The organism is Streptomyces sp. NBC_01454, assembly GCF_036227565.1.
GTDB lineage: Bacteria > Actinomycetota > Actinomycetes > Streptomycetales > Streptomycetaceae > Streptomyces.
In genome coordinates this window covers 7,842,224-7,860,564 of record NZ_CP109460.1, presented here as the reverse complement: position 1 = coordinate 7,860,564, position 18,341 = coordinate 7,842,224, and the positions used below count along the sequence as shown (strand labels likewise).

General features: G+C 69.9%; 16 protein-coding genes and 6 pseudogenes. 11 read left to right on the top strand and 11 right to left on the bottom strand.

Annotation, left to right across the window (positions count from 1 at the left end; genetic code table 11):
• Positions 1-684 carry a response regulator transcription factor gene (locus OIU81_RS34640; RefSeq protein WP_329154205.1) on the bottom strand — a complete coding sequence of 228 codons (684 nt, stop codon included), beginning with the start codon at positions 682-684 and terminating at the stop codon, positions 1-3.
• 287 nt (positions 685-971) lie between these two features.
• Between OIU81_RS34640 and OIU81_RS34635 the strand changes: the two are divergent.
• A pseudogene (locus tag OIU81_RS34635) lies at positions 972-1,752 on the top strand (COG4705 family protein).
• A gap of 92 nt (positions 1,753-1,844) precedes the next feature.
• Here OIU81_RS34635 and OIU81_RS42440 read toward each other — a convergent pair.
• Together OIU81_RS42440 and OIU81_RS34625 are read right to left on the bottom strand one after the other, a co-directional pair.
• Positions 1,845-2,507 (bottom strand): annotated as a pseudogene (locus OIU81_RS42440) (sensor histidine kinase); the annotation flags it as partial.
• 743 nt (positions 2,508-3,250) lie between these two features.
• Positions 3,251-3,934 (bottom strand): DedA family protein, encoded by a 684-nt coding sequence (locus OIU81_RS34625; RefSeq protein WP_329154201.1) that lies wholly within the window; start codon positions 3,932-3,934, stop codon positions 3,251-3,253.
• A gap of 118 nt (positions 3,935-4,052) precedes the next feature.
• On the opposite strand from OIU81_RS34625, the pseudogene OIU81_RS34620 reads away from it, so the two are divergent.
• From OIU81_RS34620 to OIU81_RS34610, 3 genes and pseudogenes are all read left to right on the top strand, one after another.
• Positions 4,053-4,276: pseudogene (locus OIU81_RS34620) on the top strand (hypothetical protein).
• Positions 4,273-4,969, top strand: a pseudogene (locus OIU81_RS34615) (M48 family metalloprotease); the annotation flags it as partial. The pseudogenes OIU81_RS34620 and OIU81_RS34615, both read left to right, overlap by 4 nt.
• Positions 4,970-5,077: 108 nt before the next feature.
• The gene (locus OIU81_RS34610) at positions 5,078-5,485 is read left to right on the top strand and encodes a hypothetical protein (RefSeq protein ID WP_329154199.1); all 408 of its coding nucleotides are present in this window, start codon (positions 5,078-5,080) and stop codon (positions 5,483-5,485) included.
• A gap of 577 nt (positions 5,486-6,062) precedes the next feature.
• Here the strand turns inward: OIU81_RS34610 and OIU81_RS34605 are convergent.
• Positions 6,063-6,740, bottom strand: coding sequence for an HdeD family acid-resistance protein (locus OIU81_RS34605; RefSeq protein ID WP_329154196.1), 678 nt, complete (start codon positions 6,738-6,740; stop codon positions 6,063-6,065).
• A 500-nt stretch (positions 6,741-7,240) separates the two neighbouring features.
• On the opposite strand from OIU81_RS34605, the gene OIU81_RS34600 reads away from it, so the two are divergent.
• Positions 7,241-7,546 carry an SHOCT domain-containing protein gene (locus OIU81_RS34600; protein WP_329154194.1) on the top strand — a complete coding sequence of 102 codons (306 nt, stop codon included), beginning with the start codon at positions 7,241-7,243 and terminating at the stop codon, positions 7,544-7,546.
• A 277-nt stretch (positions 7,547-7,823) separates the two neighbouring features.
• Here OIU81_RS34600 and OIU81_RS34595 read toward each other — a convergent pair whose 3' ends face one another.
• Positions 7,824-8,813 carry an Acg family FMN-binding oxidoreductase gene (locus tag OIU81_RS34595; RefSeq protein ID WP_443074094.1) on the bottom strand — a complete coding sequence of 330 codons (990 nt, stop codon included), beginning with the start codon at positions 8,811-8,813 and terminating at the stop codon, positions 7,824-7,826.
• Between the two features lie 230 nt (positions 8,814-9,043).
• Here OIU81_RS34595 and OIU81_RS34590 point away from each other — a divergent pair, with 230 nt between their 5' ends.
• The 3 genes from OIU81_RS34590 (at position 9,044) to OIU81_RS34580 (ending at position 11,116) form a co-directional block, all read left to right on the top strand.
• Positions 9,044-9,733, top strand: a complete 690-nt coding sequence (locus OIU81_RS34590) for a CBS domain-containing protein (protein WP_329154193.1) — start codon at positions 9,044-9,046, stop codon at positions 9,731-9,733.
• A 55-nt stretch (positions 9,734-9,788) separates the two neighbouring features.
• Positions 9,789-10,142, top strand: coding sequence for a universal stress protein (locus tag OIU81_RS34585; protein ID WP_329154191.1), 354 nt, complete (start codon positions 9,789-9,791; stop codon positions 10,140-10,142).
• Positions 10,143-10,408: 266 nt separating this feature from the next.
• Positions 10,409-11,116 carry a helix-turn-helix domain-containing protein gene (locus tag OIU81_RS34580; RefSeq protein WP_329154189.1) on the top strand — a complete coding sequence of 236 codons (708 nt, stop codon included), beginning with the start codon at positions 10,409-10,411 and terminating at the stop codon, positions 11,114-11,116.
• A gap of 40 nt (positions 11,117-11,156) precedes the next feature.
• On the opposite strand, the gene OIU81_RS34575 is transcribed toward OIU81_RS34580, so the two are convergent.
• From OIU81_RS34575 to OIU81_RS34565, 3 genes and pseudogenes are all read right to left on the bottom strand, one after another.
• Complete coding sequence (locus OIU81_RS34575) at positions 11,157-12,032, bottom strand: universal stress protein (RefSeq protein WP_329154187.1); 876 nt, start codon at positions 12,030-12,032, stop codon at positions 11,157-11,159.
• Between the two features lie 157 nt (positions 12,033-12,189).
• Positions 12,190-12,651, bottom strand: coding sequence for a Crp/Fnr family transcriptional regulator (locus OIU81_RS34570; protein ID WP_329154186.1), 462 nt, complete (start codon positions 12,649-12,651; stop codon positions 12,190-12,192).
• 190 nt (positions 12,652-12,841) lie between these two features.
• Positions 12,842-12,988: pseudogene (locus OIU81_RS34565) on the bottom strand (universal stress protein); the annotation flags it as partial.
• A gap of 278 nt (positions 12,989-13,266) precedes the next feature.
• On the opposite strand from OIU81_RS34565, the gene OIU81_RS34560 reads away from it, so the two are divergent.
• From OIU81_RS34560 to OIU81_RS34550, 3 genes are all read left to right on the top strand, one after another.
• Entirely contained in the window at positions 13,267-14,154 is an 888-nt protein-coding gene (locus OIU81_RS34560) for a universal stress protein (protein WP_329154184.1), read from the top strand.
• Positions 14,155-14,458: 304 nt separating this feature from the next.
• A complete protein-coding gene (locus OIU81_RS34555; protein WP_443074093.1) occupies positions 14,459-14,674 on the top strand; it encodes a DUF1918 domain-containing protein in 216 nt (71 codons plus the stop codon).
• A 154-nt stretch (positions 14,675-14,828) separates the two neighbouring features.
• On the top strand, positions 14,829-15,689 hold the full coding sequence (locus OIU81_RS34550) for a universal stress protein (RefSeq protein WP_329331555.1): 861 nt from the start codon (positions 14,829-14,831) through the stop codon (positions 15,687-15,689).
• A gap of 11 nt (positions 15,690-15,700) precedes the next feature.
• Here the strand turns inward: OIU81_RS34550 and OIU81_RS34545 are convergent.
• The 3 genes and pseudogenes from OIU81_RS34545 to OIU81_RS34535 all read right to left on the bottom strand — a co-directional run.
• Positions 15,701-15,963 (bottom strand): annotated as a pseudogene (locus OIU81_RS34545) (Ni/Fe hydrogenase subunit alpha); the annotation flags it as partial.
• Between the two features lie 121 nt (positions 15,964-16,084).
• Positions 16,085-16,978 (bottom strand): universal stress protein, encoded by an 894-nt coding sequence (locus OIU81_RS34540; protein ID WP_329154181.1) that lies wholly within the window; start codon positions 16,976-16,978, stop codon positions 16,085-16,087.
• A 365-nt stretch (positions 16,979-17,343) separates the two neighbouring features.
• Positions 17,344-18,054: a response regulator transcription factor gene (locus OIU81_RS34535; RefSeq protein ID WP_329154179.1), complete on the bottom strand. Its 711-nt coding sequence runs from the start codon at positions 18,052-18,054 to the stop codon at positions 17,344-17,346.
• Between the last annotated feature and the right edge of the window lie 287 nt (positions 18,055-18,341).

Genomic DNA, 18,341 nt, shown 5'->3' with positions numbered 1-18,341 from the left:
TCACCGCCTCCCAGGCTGTTCGAGCCGGTACCCGAAGTGCCGCAAGGTCGTGATCCGCACCCGGTCACCGAGCTTGCGGCGCAGCGCCGCCACGTGGACGTCGAGCGTCTTGGTGGGGCCGAACCAGTTCTCGTCCCATACGTCGCTCATCAGGTCCTCCCGGCTCACCGCCTGCCCCGCGGAGGCGGCCAGCCGCGCCAGCAGGTCGAACTCCTTGGGCCGCAGCTCCACCTCCTGCGTCGGCGTGAAGCAGCGGCGGGCCGCGCGGTCGATCAGCAGCGTGCCGTGACGGATCCGCGCCGCCCCGCCGTTACCGTCCGGCGCTGCGCGTCGCAGGTGGGCCGCGATCCGGGCCTGCAACTCGGCCAGCCGGAACGGTTTGGTCAGATAGTCGTCCGCGCCCGACTCCAGGGCCTGGATCACGTCCATCTCCCCGGTACGGGCGGTCAGGACCACCAGGACGGCCTCGGGCAGACGCTCCCGCAGTTTCCGGCACAGCTCGAAACCGTCGGCGTCCGGCAGCCCGAGATCGAGCAGCACCAGCTCGGCGGGTCCCCGGGCGGCCCGCCCCAGCGCTGCCGCACCGTCGGGGCACCACTCACAGTCGTGGCCCAGCGCCCGCAGCATCGCGGCGAGCCTGCCTCCGATGGTCTCGTCGTCCTCGACGATCATGATGCCTGCCACAGCCTCACGCTAACCGGGTGACCGGTCGCGTACGACCCGGCCGGCGGCCACGTTCGAGTCGCTGCCGGCAGGAGGGGACGCGGAGGGGGGAGAAGGCTGCCCAGGGCGCCGCCGGCATCGACGCAGGTCAGCACCAGGGAGCCCCAAAGGGCTGCGGGCAGGGCAGCAGGATGGAGCTGAGCGCGAAGCCGTTGCCCCTCATGGTCCGGCGTGCCCGCCGAGCTTCGTGGGTGCGACCACACGGTGGTCAGGATGCATTCAGGTTGCCCATGGCACGGTCAGGCACCATGACACCAGAGACCTCCGAAACCACACAGGCCCCGGAAGGGCACGCTCCCTCCCACCGGGCCGACGGCCGTCGTTTCCGATGGAACAAGGTCCCCGAGATCACCGTGTACTTCTGGGTGATCAAGGTGCTGCGCACCACGGTCAGCGAGCGCGCTGCTGGTGGCGGTCCTCGTCGCCCAGTTCCGTACCCGGGCCTACCGTCCGGGCGTCTACTGGCTCGCGGTGGCCCTGATCAGCGTCGTCGGCACGCTGATCAGCGACAACCTCACCGACAACCTGGGCGTGCCCCTGGAGACCAGCACCATCGTGTTCGCCATCGGCCTCGCGGTGGTCTTCGCCGCCTGGTACCGCACGGAGCGGACCCTGTCCATCCACCACGTCGACACCAGGCGCCGCGAGACCTTCTACTGGCTGGCCGTCCTGTTCACCTTCGCCCTGGGCACCGCCGCCGGTGACCTGGTCGCAGAGCGCATGGACCTCGGCTACTGGATCTCCGCCGGCCTGTTCGCCCTCGCGATCGCCGCGGTCGCGGTGGCGCACTTCGCCCTCGGTCTCAACGCGGTGTGGACCTTCTGGATCGCGTACATCCTGACCCGGCCGCTGGGCGCGTCGATGGGCGACTACCTCTCCCAGCCGACCGCCGACGGCGGGCTCGGTCTGGGCACCGTCGTCACCAGCGTGCTGTTCCTTGCGGTCATCCTCGGTCTGGTCATCTTCCTGGCGGTGACCCGACGGGATGTCATCGAGCAGGACCGGATCACCCCGCAGGTAGCACGCTGACCAGGCCCCCCGCCGCGGCGTGTGCTCGCGTCGCCACTCACCTTGTCCCCGGCGGAGCGGGCCAGGCGCCGCGCGAGCGGCAGGCCGAGGCCCGCTCCGCCATGTCCGTCACCCGGGTCGGCGCGCCTGCCCGGTTGGAAGAGCTGCGCGGTGAAGGAGTCCGGGACACCTGGGCCATCGTCGACGACCTCCACGCCCATGCCGTCGGGCCACTGGGCGGCAACGATCTCGACGCGCGAGCGCGCGTGGCGCAGCGCGTTGTCGAGCAGGGGGCTGATGATGCGTTCCAACACGGCGGCGGGCACTCCGGCTACCAGGCCGTCCGCGCAGGTGACCGTGACGGTGACGTCCCCGTGGTCGCCCAGCCGGTCGGTGAGCCGACGCAGGACGGGCATGACATCCGTCGTGCCGGGGGCGGTGTGTGCGCTGCCTTGAGCGTCGTCGAGGAGGGTGTCGCAGATCGTCCGCATGGACTGGGCCGCGTCGGTGATGGTGGCGTGGACGGCGCGGGTGTCGGCGGCGGAGCGTGAGCGAGCCTGCCACCAGTCGAGTTCGGCGACAATCCTCGCGAGGGGCGTGCGCAGTTCGTGCGAGAGCTCGCGGGTCAGCTGTTGCTCATGGCGCAGCACCGCGCGGATCCGGTCCAGAAGTGCGTCCAACGAAGTGCCGAGACCAGCGAGTTCCGTGGGCTGGTCTGCGGTGCCGAAGCGCTCGCCGGCGGCTATGGCGCTCCACTGGGTGGCCTGTTCGGTCATGGCGCGCACCGGGCGCAGCGCCCGCCCGACCGCGAGCCTGGTCAGGGCATAGGTGCACAGGAGAACGGCCGCGTCCAGGGCGAGGGACGCGTTCAGCAGCGTGTCGGCGGAGGAGCGGTAGGGCTGCAGGCTCAGGGCGGTGACCACGGCGGCGCGCGGTGGGGCACTTGTGTGGCCGTCACCCGCGGGCTGGGAGCACAACCGCACGGGGTCGCCGCCCTCAACGGTGGTGCAGCGGCGGCCGCCCAGTGCGGCCAGGCGCGCGGCAGTCCGCGTGACGCTGCTTCCGGCCGGAGCGGAGGCGGGGTGTTCGAGCAGCCGCGTGCCCGCGTAGATCCATACGTTCGTGTCCAGGAGTGCGTCGTCGGGCGTCTCCAGGACACGTACCGGATCGTGCCGGGTGTCGACGGTCGCGGCGACGGCGCCGGCGCGGGTGCGCAGTTCGTCGTCGGCCTGCTGCCAAAGATGCCGGCGGACCACCGAGTTGAACACCACGGTGAGGATCACCATGAGCAGCGTCGCGGTGGTGAGCGCCACCAGGGAGAGGCGGCCGCGCAGCGTGCGGGGCCGCCCGAGGCGGGAGAACACGGTCATGACAGGCGGTGCCCCACCCCGCGTGGCCACCAGGCCGTCCAGCCACGCAGGGGAGCCATCGGCGAGCATCACGATGCCCCGGCAGGCGGAGCCGTCGGCCACAGACCCGTCGGAGGCCGGCCTCACCACCGACCCGTCGGAGGCCGGCGTCACCTGCGCGCTCCGTCCTCCTGCGCTACCGCACTCCTGCTCCTGCGGGAACGGTAAAGCTCGACGGCGAGCGGGATCAGAGACACAACGACGATCACAGCGATGACGGGCAGCAGATAGTGATCGACGTTCGGGACGGACGATCCCAGCGCGTAGCCGGCCACCGTCAGACCCACGGTCCACAGGAGACCGCCGACCACCTGCCACGCCGTGAAGGTACGAACGGGTACGTGCAAGGCGCCCGCCATGGGGTTCAGTACCGTGCGCACCACCGGAACGAACCTGGCCAGCACGATCGCCTTCGCGTACCCGTACCGCTCCAGCAGCGCCTCGGCTCGCTCCGCGCCCTCATGGAGCCGGGCCGAGCGGCTGCGGGCGAGCAGAGCGCCGCCGGCCTTCCGGCCGATCAGGTAGCCGCACTGCGAACCGGCGAGCGCGCCCACGGCCGCGGCGACCAGGAGCGGGGGCAGAGACAGCCTCAGGCCGGTGTTCGAGGTGCCCGCGCACAGGAGGCCCGCAGTGAACAGCAAGGAGTCACCGGGCAGGAAGAATCCGACCAGCAGACCCGTTTCCGCGAACATCACCACACCGACACCCAGCACACCGAAGGCGACAAGGAGCGACTGAGCGTCGAGAACATTGACGGCGAACTGCGGCATCGCGGCGAACAAGGGTGCAGACATCGTCGCAAGCCCTTTCACAATGGACGAGCGGGCGCAGCCGGACACGGCACCCCGAGTGACTACAAGCGAGTAGACGGTCTACTGCACTGTAGACGATGGCGGAGTGAAGAACGTCCCCATGGCAATCGCGAAGGATGAGCGTCGGCCGGCGGGCGAACTCGAAGCAGGTGCCCCGGCCGCCCTGTGGGCCGCCGATGCCCCCTGACCCCGGCCGAGGTGCGGAGGCACACCGAGCTCAACCGGGACGCCGACCGCGAGACGGTCCTGGCCCGATGCGTCCTCCGGCTCAGCCCCGACGACGGGCGACCTCTGCGTGATCCGCTGGAATCGGGTGACCAGTGATCGCCCTGCTGCTCCCCTTCGCCGTGCCGGTGTTGGCAGGGCGCTGCTCGCAGCGCCTCACCCACCCCATTCGCCGCGCTGTGGCTGCTGACTCTCACCACGGTCGTGCCGGCAGGCGACTCCTTGGTGGCGCTGGGCTCCCTGGTGCTGACCGGCCCGCTGAAGCTGCCCGTCTTCGCGGCGTTCAGCGAACTGATTCACCCCCTGCGCACCCCGTCGGACCTCCTCGGCCTGCCTGCCGTTGCCGCATCTACCGGCGTGCTCACCATCGGCGCCTGGACGCTGTCACGCACAGCCCTGCGCCAGATCCTTGCGCTGCGTACCGCGCACGCACGAGCCGACAGCAGCCGCACCGCGGGCGACCTGTGCGTCATCGACTCGCCACATCCGGACGCCTATGCCCTGCCGGGCCGGCTCAGCCGCATCGTCGTCACCACCGAGATGCTCCGCAGCCTCGATCCGGCCGAGCGCGAGGCACTCTTCGCTCACGAGCGCGCCCACATCGCAGGCCGCCACCACTACTTTCTCGCCCCGCCGAACTCGCCGCGCACTGCCACCCCGGCCTGCGCCCGGCCCGCGTCGCTATCCGCCTCGCCGCGGACCGCGCCGCCGACAAAGCCGCCGCCGCTGCGGTCGGCGACCGGCGCTTCGCGGCGCGTCGCGACGCGTGCCATCGCCCGCGCCGCGCTGGCGTAGTGGAACTGGGAGCCATACATCGTGCGTCTTCGTCGTGCTGTCGCAGCAACCACCGCGGTCGCGGCGGTTCTTGGTCTGAGCTGTGCGGGACCGGCTGCCGCGGCCGTGAGCCCGCGCACCGCGAGCTGCGGCTACATCAACATTGGCCAGCCCGGCAATTACACGTACCACGGGGAGTACGCCGGGCAGGTGGAGCAGGTCTACAACACCTGCAACGGCTACGTCTGGGCGCACTGGCAGTGGGCGGGGGACTTCCAGCGCAGGCACCCCGGGACGGACGTGAAGGTGTCAGTAGGGATCTTCAGCCCGGACGCGTCCGGGCCGACCCAGTGGACCAACGACGTCCCCACCAGCGTCAAGGACGTCAACTCCCCGGGCGTGCCGATCCACAGTGCGAACCCTGACGACTGGGAGGCCGTCGCGACGGTGAACAACTGCGCGCCCTTCGCGTTCGGGACGCTGCACTGGTACGGAGGAGCCGACTGGCGCGGGCCCGAGAACGGCTACTGCTGACTCGAGGCGCATCGTGTGGTGTTCCCCGGCGAAGCCGGGGAACACCGGCGGGAGCACGAAGGTACCGGGCGCCGGCTGCCGAGCTCACCTCGGCCTCCGCCTCGGGGTGATCAGGGCGGTCGCGGGAGCGGACAGCGAACTCGATGGCCACGGCCGGCAGTTCACGGGCGGCGGGCCGGCGGCGGCTGTCCCAGTGGTCCAGCAGATCTACGAGGGATGCCTCGGCGTCGAGTGCGGGCAGGATGTGGCGCGGCTGGGTGCGTACGGCGTCCTGGACACGACGTGGTCGGTCCAGGGGCCGCGGCCGGTTCGGCCGTGGCGAACAGCCGGCCGGTTCGAGCGCCACGGCTTGCGGGCGCGCCCGCAGCGCACGGCGCGATGGAATCCCCGCAGGGCTGGGACTACTGCCCGGCCGCCTATGTCGGTCAGTTCGCCGCCTAGGTGTGTCGTCCGGCGGTTGGTGACGGACCCGCCGGATGCGCCCGAGCGGGACTTGGCCATGGTCGACGCGTCGGCAATCCTGGTGGGGCGCCGACGCGCCGACGTCCGGATCAGCTCTGCTGCTCGCTGATGTTCCTCAGTGCTGGGGGTGGGGTCGGGAGCGGAACACGGGCCGCCGCTTGGGGGCAGTCTTCGGGGTGAGGCGGCCGACTTCGGCGCGCATCTTGATGGCGTGGAAGACCTCGACCGCGCCCAGGACGATGGCCATGATGCCCACCACCAAGGTCAGCGCGGCGATCGAGCTGAACGGCGACACGATCAGCACGATGCCCGCCAGAGTGGTGATGATCCCCAGGAACAGCTGCCAGCCGCGTGCCGGGCTGCCCTCGGCGGAGACCGCCGTGGCCGTCACCATGATGCCGCGCAGCAGCCAGCCGAAGCCGATCCACAGCCCGAGCAGCAGAATCGATTCCAGGGTGCCCCGGAAGCAGATCAGGCCCAGCAGGACGAAGAGCGCGCCCGTGACGAAATGCAACACCCGCAGATGCCGAGGGACGTGCGTGCCAAAGGCAGCGGCCAGCTGAAAGACACCGGTGGCCAGGAGGTAGATGCCGAAGAGCACGCCGACGACCCGGAGGGTCTGGCCCGGCCAGACCAGGACAAGGACGCCCAGGGCGATCGCAGCCAGGCCCGCGGTGAGCAGGAACTGCCAGCCCATGTTCGCCAGAGCGACCAGGCCCTCGGCCGGGGAGCCGCCGCGTGGCTCGCTGCCGCGCGGGGGGCCGGTGCCCGAGGTATCGGAGGGGTATGTCATGCCGTCTGCCTCCTCCACGGAAGAACACGGTGAGATCGTTCCAGTCCCATCGTCACCCGCCTGGCCCCGTCCCGCCTGCCAGGCGGTGTCAGGTCCCGTCGATGACCGCAGTTGCCCTACGTACCCCGAGCTGGGCTCAGGAATGGCGCCGCCCGCCTGGCCCCACCGTGCATCTGTATGGGCCTCCACCACGTCACCACTTGGCGGCGCGTCGTGAAGGGTCGACCGAGGGCCCTGGAAGGTGGATCCGACCACCGCAGTGGGCCAGCGGCAGGCTTCGCGCGGATGAGTTGCTGACGCCGGCGCTCGTTGAGTTCCGATGTGCGCTCGCATCGTCATCACCGCGCTCCGAATCACCGCCTGCCAACTCCGCACTCCCATGTGACCCAGCGGCGCGACGACGCCATGAGGCCATGAGGCCCGGTGCGAGGGCCGAACGGCTCGGGGCCCGGGCCGAACGGCACTCGGCACTACTCCGGTTCCGGTTGAAGACTGGGGAGGTGGAAGCCCGGTGGGAGGTGACGACGGTGATGTATTGGGACGGCGGCGGAGGCTGGGGCTGGCTGGTCTTCATGCCCCTGGTGTGGATCGTTTTGATCGGCCTCGTGGTGTGGGCGGTGGTCCGCCTCACGCGCCACCCCAGCGACCGTACCGGCAGCCGTACCGGCAGCCGTGACGGCAATGAGCCGCCACGAGAGACGCCGGAGGAGATCCTCGACCGTCGCTTCGCTTCCGGCGAGATCGACGCGGATACCTATACCCAGGCGCGCGAACGGCTCGCCGTCCACAGGCCGAGGCCGCAATGACCCGACCACGGCGCGGCTAGCTGTCGCTGACCGTCCTGATCGGGGTCCTTGCCGCGCTGTTTGCCTCGCACGTCGGGGTGACCAGCAGCGAACCAGCCGCCCCGGCCATAGCTGAACGGCTGCCGGCTGACGGCTGCCGGCTGACGGCTGACGGCTGACGGCTGGTAAGACGACCGGCACGAGGCGAACACAACCGGTGTGGCCGGTGATCACGACCGCCTCCAGGCCGAGCCATCGCAGCGCAGCGAGGGCAGTCGTGCTGCCGGCCGGCAGCCACTCACGGCTTGATCGTCAGCACCTGATCCACCGGCCTACGCGGTGTGTGCGGCCCCCGCGGGCCGTAGCCCAAGCGCAGGATCATGTGCACATGCCCGGTCCCGGAGACCGGGTCGCGCAGGATCCAGCGCAGGTCCGGCCATTCGACGGCCTGAGTCGCGAAGGAACTCACCAGCCCATGGAGCGTGGCCAGGAGCAGAACGCGTTCCAATGCCTGGCCCGCGCGCAGCCAGTCGGCCGGTCCGTCGCCGGTGGTGCTGAGTGACGCCAGCTGGGGGCAGCGTTCGAAGTCCGCGTACGCGCGGCCGGCCACGGTGCTCCGTCCGGCGAAATCCCGGAGAGGAGCCGATCCACTGCGTTTCACGGGACCGAAGGCATAGTCGGGGATGCCGGCGGTGGGGTCGTCGGAAGTCGTGCCATGGGTCCAGCGGCGCTGTTCGTCCTCGCGGTCGGCGTCCATGCGGTTGTAGCCCTCGGCATGCATGATCAGGTCGAGAACGGTCTCGCGGTGCGGGGTGGTGAGAAAGGTCAGCTGTGCTCCTTCTCGGGCGGCGGCCGCGCTCAGGGCCGCGCGGACGTTCTCCGGGATCTGGCGCTCCGAGAACGGGAAACGGCTGGTGTGCCGGTCGTGGATTGCGGGATGGAGACCGGGGAGGGACTCGTCCGTGGGCTCGTGGGCATCATCCAGCCGCATGACGGCCAGGAGCGCCGGAGCATGGGGGTCGGGCAGGAGCGTCGTCCTCGTCCGATGGCCGGCATGCGCAGCGGCGACGCGCAGGTTCAGGAGGGCGGCTCCACAGCCCACGTGCATGCCCCGCGTCGTGGGGTCGGCGTGCGGCATGGCACGTTCGAGGTCTACGGAAAGCGTGAAGGTGCGGCTGTGCCGGGCGTAGCTGAAGTTCCAAGGCTGGGCATTGTGCATGGAGGGCGCGGTGACGGCGTCGGCGACCAGGTTCTTGACCAACGTGTCATCGAGGGTCTGGATGAACACCGGGAGCCTCCCGGGCGGGGCAGAAGCGTATCGATGGACGCCTTCAGCGTGGTGGGGGTGCTTCTTCCCGGGTCAGGGCCAGAGGTCCCTGATGCGCGGGCCAACCGGTTCCTCTTCGGGCCTGCCGGCCGTCCGATGGGGCCGTGTGGCTCATGCCGGGACAGCCGCCGCTTCGATCACGCTTGAGGTGCGGGGCAAGGCGCCGGGCGCCCTGGCGAAAGGAGCCGGAGATGGAGCACCGCACGATAAGCGAACTCATGACCAAGAAGGTCGCGAGCGTACAACTCGATACCTCGTTCAAGGACATCGCGCAGAAGCTCGCCGACAGCGCGGTGAGCGCTGTGCCCGTACTCGACAGCCTCGGCAGACCGGCCGGGATCGTCTCGGAGGCCGATCTGCTGCGGAAAGCAGCAGACCGGTCTGATCTCTCCGGAAGGACACCGTTGCCGCACCTCGAGGCGTGGGAACGGGCACGGGCGGAGGGGCGCACCGCCTCCGAACTCATGTCGGCTCCTGCGGTGTGCGCACATCCGGAGTGGACCGTTGTCGAGGCGGCTCGCCTGATGGAGGTGCAACACCTGAAGCGTCTCCCGGTGGTCGATGAGACGGACACCCTGTTGGGCATCGTCAGCCGGAGCGACCTGCTGCGCGTCTTCCTGCGCAAGGACAAGGCGATTCAGGAGGAGATCACGCGGGAGGTCATCGGGCGCACGGCGCGTCTGGGGGCCGCTGGTGTGACCGCTGAGGTCGTGCAGGGGCAGGTGGCACTGCACGGTTCGGTGGAGAGCACCGCCCTCATCCCGGTACTGGTACGCATGTGCGCCGGTGTCGACGGTGTCGTCGCGGTCACCGAGGACCTGAAGCCGGCCATGGCTGCCAGCCCTGCCGGCTCCGTCGAAGGGGGCCGAGCCCGGTCTTGAACCACGTCCTCAGCGTCGGTCCGGACGGCACGCTGCGGTCGCTCTCCGCGGCCGTGTGGGCGGCGCGGGAGGCAGAGCTTCGTCACTACAGCTCGTGCACGCCTGGGTCCTGCTCACTCTGGAACCGTCCGGTGCCCCGTCGGAGGAAGCGGAGCAGAACTGCTGGCCGCGACGGATCACCGAGGAGGCCCGTGCAGCAGTCCGGTCGTCCCACCCGGACGTTCGTGTGGACGAGGAAGTGGTGATGGAGAGTCCGGCATCCGCCCTCTTGCACAGCAGCGCGAACACGGAACTCCTGGTTGCCGGCCGTCGGCACACTGGGCACATACTGCCCGCGCGTATCGGGCACGTCGTGCAAGCAGCCGTCCACCATGCCCCGCGTCCGGTAGCCATCGTCCCGCACGCCTGAAACCGGGTGAACCACACTCGGCGTCGTCAGCCATCACCTCTGCGGTGTCCGGGCAGATGAGGGCCGGTGCACCTTGGGTAAGGGCCGACCGGCCCATGTGCCGATCCCCCGCGCGGACCGAGGCTGGGGTAACAAGTCACCTCGTCCGTTTCGTGCACGGCGACAGGCGCCTTTTGACGCACTCGTCCGCCACGGGCCCGGGCCCGACCGCTGGGCACTGAGTCCCCGACCCCGGGCATCCGGGACGACAGAGGGATGTGTACACGATGACGAACCCCGAGACAGGCTCCGGCTCAGAGGTCTCCCGGACGCGCAGTGACCTGGGCCGGCGGGCCACGCTGCGCAGGCAGCAGATGGGTCTGACTCGCGAGGAGGTCGCAGTCCGGGCCGCTGCGTCACCGGGGTACCTGCAGTACGTGGAAGAAGGTGCTGCCGACCCGGGCATCGGTTTCATGCTGCGCCTCGCCGGTGCACTGGAAACCACGGTGGCCGAGCTGGTGGGAGGAACGATGGAACTGCCCGCCGGTTTCGGCAAGGCCGCGGCGCATCCCGAAGTGCTGGTGCTCAGCCAGGCGGAGTGCCGCGCACTGCTCTCCACGCACGGCGTCGGCAGAATTGCGCTGACCATCGATGACGCACCCGCCGTCTTCCCCGTGAACTACACCGTCACGGACGAGTTGATCGCCTACCGCACCGCACCGGAAGCCGGCCCGGCGGCAGCGGCCGGCCAGGATGTCGCTCTGGAGGTCGATCACATCGACGACGCCTTCAGCCAGGGCTGGAGCGTCCTGGTGGCGGGGCACGCCCTGGTGGTCACCCACCCCTACGAGATCCGTCGGCTGGAGGAACACGCGCACACCGACCCCTGGGTAGGAGACGGACGCCACCAGTGGATCGCGATCCATCCGAAGCGGATCACCGGCCGCCGGATTCGTGTCATGGGCGCCCAGGCGCACTCGAAGGCGACGTCGTGAGGATGAGCATCCAGGGCGTCCCGGTAACGGGACCGAGCCCTCACGCCCGCTGAGACACGACCGCCACCGGACACGCGGCGTGATGCAAAGCGGCATGAGCCACCCGCCCCAACTGGAGGCCGAACTTGCTCTGTCGGCGTGGTGCTCCGATCACCAGCAGATCCGCGGCGGCGGAGCGGTGCGCCAGTACCCTGTGGGCCGGCGCCTCGACCGTGGCACGGCGTACCCGCACCGCCGGATGCTCCCCGGCCTCCTCCGCGAGCCCCTCGTCCAGTAGCGCCGCTGCCCGGTCCTCGTGGTGTCGCTCCGGCTCTCCGGCGAGCAGCGGATGGTCGGTGGACTCGTGTGCAGGCGAGCGCCAGGCGCGCACGGCTTCGAGGGTGCATCCGCGCACCTCGGCCTCCCGGAAGGCGAACCGGAGGGCTTCCGAGCCTTTGGGTGAATCACCGACACCAACAAGGATGCGCTCGTGTGTCCCTTCCAGTCCCGCCTTGTCTCCGCGCACGACGATCACCGGACACTGGGCCCTGGCTGCGACGGCCAGCCCCACAGACCCCAGCAACAGGCCGGTGAATGCGCCGCGTCCACGCGAGCCCACGACCACCGCGGACGCCTCGTGCCCCTCCCGCAGCAGCACGGTCTCCGGGTCGTCACCCAGAACCTGCGTGGAGACGTCGAGGTCCGCATGACGCAAGGTGGCACGTTCGGCGGCGGCGCCGACGATGTCGTCGGCCAGAACCCGTTCGGCAGGGCGGCCGAGGCTCAGCACGAGTGCCGTGCCCTCGTATCGTTCCCACCGGGAGGCGTGGACCAGGCGCAGTGGCAGTGCGTGGCGCGTGGCCTCGTCCGCCGCCCAGTCGAGCGCGCGGAAACTGTCGTCCGAGCCGTCCACACCCACTACCAGGGGGCCCGCCATCGTCCCCACCGCCTCTCCCCTCAGCGAAGAAGTGCCCTTTCCGTCACCGTCGCACGGTCGGCCGCCAGGCAGCAGGGCCGGACGGAGAGGAAGGTGGGGCCGCTCGGCTCCGATGAGACGGCGGGCGTACCCCTCGCCGTCGCAGGTAGGCGCCGCTTCACGGCGGGGCCGGCATGGTGCTCACCCCGGGGCCACAGAGGTCGAGCAGACGATGCCGCGTGGCCTGAAGGCGGCGGGCGACGACGTCGAGAACGCGACGGGTCACAGCCAGGCTGAGGGCCGGATCCGCTTCGCACAAAGCGCGTACCGCCGTCGCGTCGAATTCATATGCCCGCACGGGGGTGAACGCCTCCGCACCCATCCGCCAGGCGTACGGCGGCAGGAGCCACGACCAGCCCAGCAGGTCGCCATGCCCCAGCGAGTCGATGACCGCCGGCCGTCGGCCTGTCACCTGGATATCGAGATTGACCGAACCTGTGCGGACGATCCAGAACCGGTCGGCGGGCTTGCCTTCTTCGAAGATCCGCGTCCCTGCCGGGAAGGTCACTTCGTGAGCGAATTGCATCAGGCGTGCGCGGCCCTCCGGTGGCAGCACATTGAGCAATGGTGCGGTGGTCATGACGCTCTCCCGGATCGAGGCCGACGATGTGTCGGCATCGGCCTTGCTGTGCCGGTCACCCACAGAGTGCGCACGCGGCCGAGATTCGCCGCAAGGGCTGTTCGGCGCGGTGCGGTGGGCCGATGGTCCCCAAGGCCGGGGCGTGATCAAGGAGCCGGCGGCAGCGGCATCCGGGCTTCACCCGCCGATATCAGTGGCCCCGTATGACGACGACCGGGCAGGTGGCGTGATGCGTACAGTGCTGGCTGACCGATCCCAGGAGCGCCCCGCTGAAGCCGCCCAGGCCACGGCTTCCCACCACCAGAAGTGAGGCGCCCCGTGCCGCCTCCAGCAGCACCGCTTTCCTGCGGTTGGCTGCTCATGGCTACCTCCGCGAGGCGACATCCGGCCGGCGCTCCGGGCACCGCCGTGCCCACTCGTGCACTCCCACCAGCTTCCGATCCGCAGGGGCACTCCGCATGGGTACGCAGGGCCACCGCACCTGCCCTCCCGGCCCGAGGCCGAACGGGCCGTGGTGGGGCCATTGAGCCCCTGTGACGCCTTTCCTCCCGGCCGCACGATGGCAGCTGACAAGCAGGTGCCACGGGTGCCCTTCCTCGTCAGGCGGTGAACCGCATGGAGCCTCCTCTGGTCGTCGGCATCGACGGCTCTGCTGACGCCCTGCGCGCGGTGGACTGGGCCGCCGATGAGGCCACCCTCCGTGGATGCCCGCTGCGTCTCCTGTATGCATCGATATGGGCGCCCTACGAGGGGCCTGCGTTCCCTGTCCACGGCCTTCGGCAGCGCAGTCCCGTCAGCACCGACCGGACCATTGCCGCCACCGCTGAGGAGCGGGCGCGGTTGCGGGCCCCGGACGTGGTCGTGACCGCCGAGGTGAGCGACGAGGACCCCGTCTACGCGCTGGTCGATGCGAGCGAGCGTGCCGCGGCGATCGTTGTCGGCAGCCGGGGGCACGGTCTGTCCGGCAATCTCCTCGGGTCGGTGAGCCTGACCGTGGCGGCTCGTGCCCACTGCCCGGTCATCGTGCAACGTGAAGGTGCTCGGGCCGTCGGGGACGACCGGTGGGTCGTGCTCGGGCTCGGAGAGCCGGGGAGCATGCCCGCTGCGGCCGTCGAGTTCGCCTTCACAGAAGCCGCTCTGCGCGGCTGCGGAGTCGAAGTGGTGCATGCCTGGACGCGGCCTCACAGGGAACGCGTTACCGCGCGCGGCGGCCGGGGCGGCGAGAGCAGGCTTTCCCACGAAGAGCGGGAGAAACAGTGGCTGGACGAGGCTCTCTCACGTCCCACGGCCGCGCATCCTGATCTGCCGGTGCGTCGCAGCGTGGTCGAAAGTCGTGCGCGCCCGGCGCTCTTGCAGGCCACGTCCCAGGCCGATCTGCTGGTGGTGGGGGCTCAACGGCGAAGAAACGTGCTGGGGCGGCAGCTCGGACTCGTCAACCACGCGATGCTGCACTACGCCCCGTGTACGGTCGCGGTCGTTCCCCCCGAGGGGAGCGATGGCTGACCGCCATCGACCGGCACGAAGGACACAGAGGCGAGGAGGACCACCCACTTCTCGCGGGCCCTGATGGCGCGGTGCACGGTTTCGCTCCGCTGCTCCGCGTCTCCCTGTCCTCCTCGTCACCTTCAGCAAGGCGCACACGAGCGTCTCGGCGGAGAGCCGTTCGGATCGGCCAAGGGCCGACCGGCCCTGATGTCAGCGCAGGCCATCAGGCCTCCCCTTCGCGGACTCTTCGTCTCCTACTCGCGTGCCCCACGCCGTGGCACGGTCGAAGCACGGCACACGCATGTGCAAGGGAGTGAGAGCCGTGCAGGCACACATCGGGGATCAGCTCGTGGTCGAGAGCCCGACCACCGGCGGCATTCGGCGTGACGGGGAAATCATCGGACTGCACCATGAGGACGGGACTCCGCCCTACGACGTGCTCTGGTCGGACACCGACGAGGTGTCGGTCATCTTTCCCGGCCCCGATGCGCACATCCGGCATCCTGAGCGCCGTTCCAAGGACTCCCCCGGCCGGTAGCGCCGGGACGAGCACGGCCGGGTCCGCGGCACCTCAGCGCGCCGCATGTCCCCCGCGAGGTCCCGTTCGGCCCATGGGTCTGCGTCAGCGCCGCCCCGATGCTGGAAACGAGGAAAGGTTGCACCCGCAGCCCGGACTGCGGCGGAGGTACGTCATGGGTGATTCCGTTGTCGTAGGACTGGATGGAACGGGGAACAGTGGGCCCGCAGTGCGCTGGGGCGCCGAGGAGGCAGCAGCCCGGGGCCTCCCGCTTCACCTCTTGCATTCCTGGGTCTCCCAGCCCCTGAACATCCCCATTGCCCAGGAGGCCGCGAACAAGCGGCGTTACGGAGCCGAGGTGCTCGGCTCAGCCGAAGCCATGGCGCTGGAGCTGCATCCGGGGATCTCGGTGGCGACCGAAGAGGTCTCTGAAGAGGCGGTGGACGCCTTGGTGGACCGAAGTGGGCGGGCCGCGGTGATGGTGCTCGGATCACGTGGGCACGGCGCCATCGCCGGTTTCCTGCTCGGCTCCGTCAGCCTGCACGTTCTGGGACGCGCGATATGCCCCGTCGTCATCGTGCGTGAGGAGGAGGGCGGCGCCGACCAGAAGCCCGAGATGGTGGTCGGCGTCCAAGAGGCCGGGACACGGGGGGAGGCAGTGCTGGATTTTGCGTTCGCCGCTGCCGAGGCCCACCACATCGGCGTGCGCGCCGTGCGGGCGTGGGAAGCCCCCGCACTCGTCGATTTTGCATCCGCCACCCCCACCCCGTCACCGGAGGAAGAGGAGCTCGCAGCCGGCGAGGAGAAGAAGCTTGCCGACATCCTGGCACCGTGGAGGGCGCAGTTCCCCGCTGTTCACGTCATCGAACACGTGCAGCGGGGCAGAGTCGCAGCGGTGCTGCTGGGGGCCTGCTCGCAGGCGAGTCTGCTGGTCGTCGGGCGTCGCATGCAGCGCACACCGATGCTTCTCGGCCCCGTCGTCTTCGCGGTTCTGCACCATTCGCCGTGCCCCGTCGCGGTCGTACCGCGGATCTGAGTTCCGTGACGTCACGACGCCCAGAAGTGTGTGGAGCAGGAGATGCACGGATCGTGGTTGCGGATCACTCGTTCGCACAGGGCGGTCAGCCCGTCATGCCACGAGGGGCCTCCGTCGCGCCGTGTCCGGTGCCTGGCCGTGCGGGTACCTCGACGTACGGGCTGGACGGGGGTTCGTAAGCGTCGATCAGACGCAGGGCCTCGCCGACCGCGTACAACACCTCGAACTCGCGGCCGGCCGGGCGATGAGCGATCTGGCGGCACAACGGAAAAGGACCGCGTACGACGATCTGGAGGCGGGGCGGGCGTCGTCACGCACACCCCGGATACAGCCCACCGAACCAACCCGCTGAGCGAGGGGCTGCCGTGCTGCCACGGGACTGCCAGGCGCCGCACTCAGTCGTGGGGGACCACGGCCACGGGGCAGGTCACGTGGTGGATTGCGGCGTGCGCGACCGGGCCGACGCGCGGCGCGAGAAACGGTCGGTGCCGCCGACGGCCGACGGCCAGGAGCTCGGCCCCCGGGGCCGTCTGGACCATGGCCCTGGTCGCGCTCTCCATCAGGACAGTCAGTTCCAACGGAACGTCGGGGAAGCGGGCACGCCACGGACCGATGACGTCCCGCAGCTCACCGTCCGCGTCCTTGGCGACTTCCGCCGCGGTATCCGGGTCCACGCCCCAGGGCGCGTAGGCCTGCACAGGAAGCGGACGTCCGTGAACGACCTGTAGCGGAAGTCCACGACTCACCGCGGCATCGAAAGCAAATGCCAGGAGCGGTTCGCAGGGTCCGTTCAGGCTCACGCCGACGACGATCCGTGATGCGGGGCCGTTGGCGGTAGCCGCGGACTCGGCACCGTCCGGTTGCGCACGGCCGCTCCCCCGTACGAGGACGACCGGCCCGTCGGATCGGCCCACAACGCCCAGGCTGACATCGCCGAACACATAGCTCCCCCACGTGCCCAGAGCCCGCGAACCCAGCACCACCATCCGCGACTCGTCCGCAGCGCGAAGCAATGCGGGCTGGGCCTCGGAGCCCACCAGATCCTCGATGATCTGCAGATGCGGATGGCGTTCGCGCACCGCTTCCAGGGCCTGGCGCACGATCCGCCGTGCACCGGCGTTCTGATCACGATCGGGCGGGGTGTCCGGCGCTTCGGCGGCGAGCAGTATCCAAGCATGCAGAAGTCGCAGCACGCAGTCCCGCCGGTCGGCTTCGGCGGCTGCCCACTGTGCAGCTGCCAGACTTTCCGGTGAGCCGTCGAGTCCCACAGTAATCATTTCCGGCTCCATGGCCGCCCTTCCTTCGGGGACGGAGAAAGGAAACCGTCCTGACCGGGGCACCGACCGACTGACGTACGTCGTTCGCCGGCGGCGAGCGGTGTGTAAGTGCCGTGTTATCGAGATTGCTCCACGGTCCGCCTTCCAGCCAATGAGCCGATGGGGGCTACGAGGGGACCGAACGGCCCACCGTTCAGGGTGCTCATCCGTGCGTGGTCACTACCGTGGAGAGTGTGACCGCACCCGCCCTGGGCGGCCATACCGGAGAGCCTGGGCGGTGAGATGACGCTCGAGTCACCGGCCGAGGGCGGTACGAGACCGGTATGGCGAGTGCCGTTGCGCCTTCCTTCGGGGTGACGCTCGCCGTACCGCACTCCTCAGCTCTGGTGCGTCCCGGCGGCTGCCTCATCAGGTGGCGCGGCGGCCTGGGTGGCGAGAACTGCCGCCTGGATGCGCCGCTCCACACCGAGCTTCGCCAACAGGCGGGAGATGTGATTCTTGACGGTCTTCTCTGACAGATAGAGCCGCTTGCCGATCTGGCGATTCGTCATCCCTTCCCCGATCAGGCCGAGGATCTCTCGCTCCCGCGGGGACAGCCCGGACAACACATCTTCCTCGGACCCCGCATCGGATTTCTCGCCGCGCAGACTGCTCATCAGCCGCGCCGTGGTTGCCGGATCGAGCATCGAGCGCCCGGAGGCGACCGTGCGCACCGCGGTGACGAGATCGGCCCCCTTGATCTCCTTCAGCACATAACCTGCCGCACCAGCCATGATCGCGTCGAGCAACGCATCGTCGTCGTCGAACGAGGTGAGCATCAGACAGCCCAGACCCGGCATGCGTGAGCGCAGTTCCCGGCATACGGACACGCCGTCCCCGTCCGGCAGCCGCACGTCCAGCACCGCTACATCCGGGCGCAGCGCCGGGCCACGGGCAAGCGCATGGTCGGCCGTACCCGCATCACCCACCACTTCGATGTCGGGTTCGGCATCCAGCAGATCCTGCACCCCCCGTCGGACGACCTCGTGGTCGTCGAGCAGGAACACCCGGATCGGCCGCTCCGGTGAAAATGCCTCCGCCTTGTCCATGGAGCCCTCCGGCTGGGTACGGCGTCCACCGCTTTCTCCATCCTGACCCCTGATGCGGCGGCGTGCCAGGGCTGGACGGTCCCCGCACCTGCCGGAACGGGGGTACTCATTGCCGTGCCGGCACCGACTGCAGGCGTGGTGGCCGCGAGCGCAGTGGACGCCGCATCACAGCAGCAGACCCACCAGTGGCACAGTGTCTCCGCCGTGGTGACCGTGAACTGCCGCGAGGCTGCCGCATCGCTCGGCAGAGGCGACGCACCGCCGCGGGCGGCGAGGCGGACGGTGGA

What these genes read in the sequence shown, in the direction of transcription:
- OIU81_RS34560 (WP_329154184.1), top strand. Translation starts at nt 13,267, where the DNA reads ATGGAGCCTCCTCTGGTCGTCGGCATCGACGGCTCTGCTGACGCCCTG.
- OIU81_RS34605 (WP_329154196.1), bottom strand. Translation starts at nt 6,740, where the DNA reads ATGACATACCCCTCCGATACCTCGGGCACCGGCCCCCCGCGCGGCAGC.
- OIU81_RS34575 (WP_329154187.1), bottom strand. Translation starts at nt 12,032, where the DNA reads ATGGCGGGCCCCCTGGTAGTGGGTGTGGACGGCTCGGACGACAGTTTC.
- OIU81_RS34590 (WP_329154193.1), top strand. Translation starts at nt 9,044, where the DNA reads ATGGAGCACCGCACGATAAGCGAACTCATGACCAAGAAGGTCGCGAGC.
- OIU81_RS34625 (WP_329154201.1), bottom strand. Translation starts at nt 3,934, where the DNA reads ATGTCTGCACCCTTGTTCGCCGCGATGCCGCAGTTCGCCGTCAATGTT.
- OIU81_RS34550 (WP_329331555.1), top strand. Translation starts at nt 14,829, where the DNA reads ATGGGTGATTCCGTTGTCGTAGGACTGGATGGAACGGGGAACAGTGGG.
- OIU81_RS34570 (WP_329154186.1), bottom strand. Translation starts at nt 12,651, where the DNA reads ATGACCACCGCACCATTGCTCAATGTGCTGCCACCGGAGGGCCGCGCA.
- OIU81_RS34580 (WP_329154189.1), top strand. Translation starts at nt 10,409, where the DNA reads ATGACGAACCCCGAGACAGGCTCCGGCTCAGAGGTCTCCCGGACGCGC.
- OIU81_RS34535 (WP_329154179.1), bottom strand. Translation starts at nt 18,054, where the DNA reads ATGGACAAGGCGGAGGCATTTTCACCGGAGCGGCCGATCCGGGTGTTC.
- OIU81_RS34540 (WP_329154181.1), bottom strand. Translation starts at nt 16,978, where the DNA reads ATGGAGCCGGAAATGATTACTGTGGGACTCGACGGCTCACCGGAAAGT.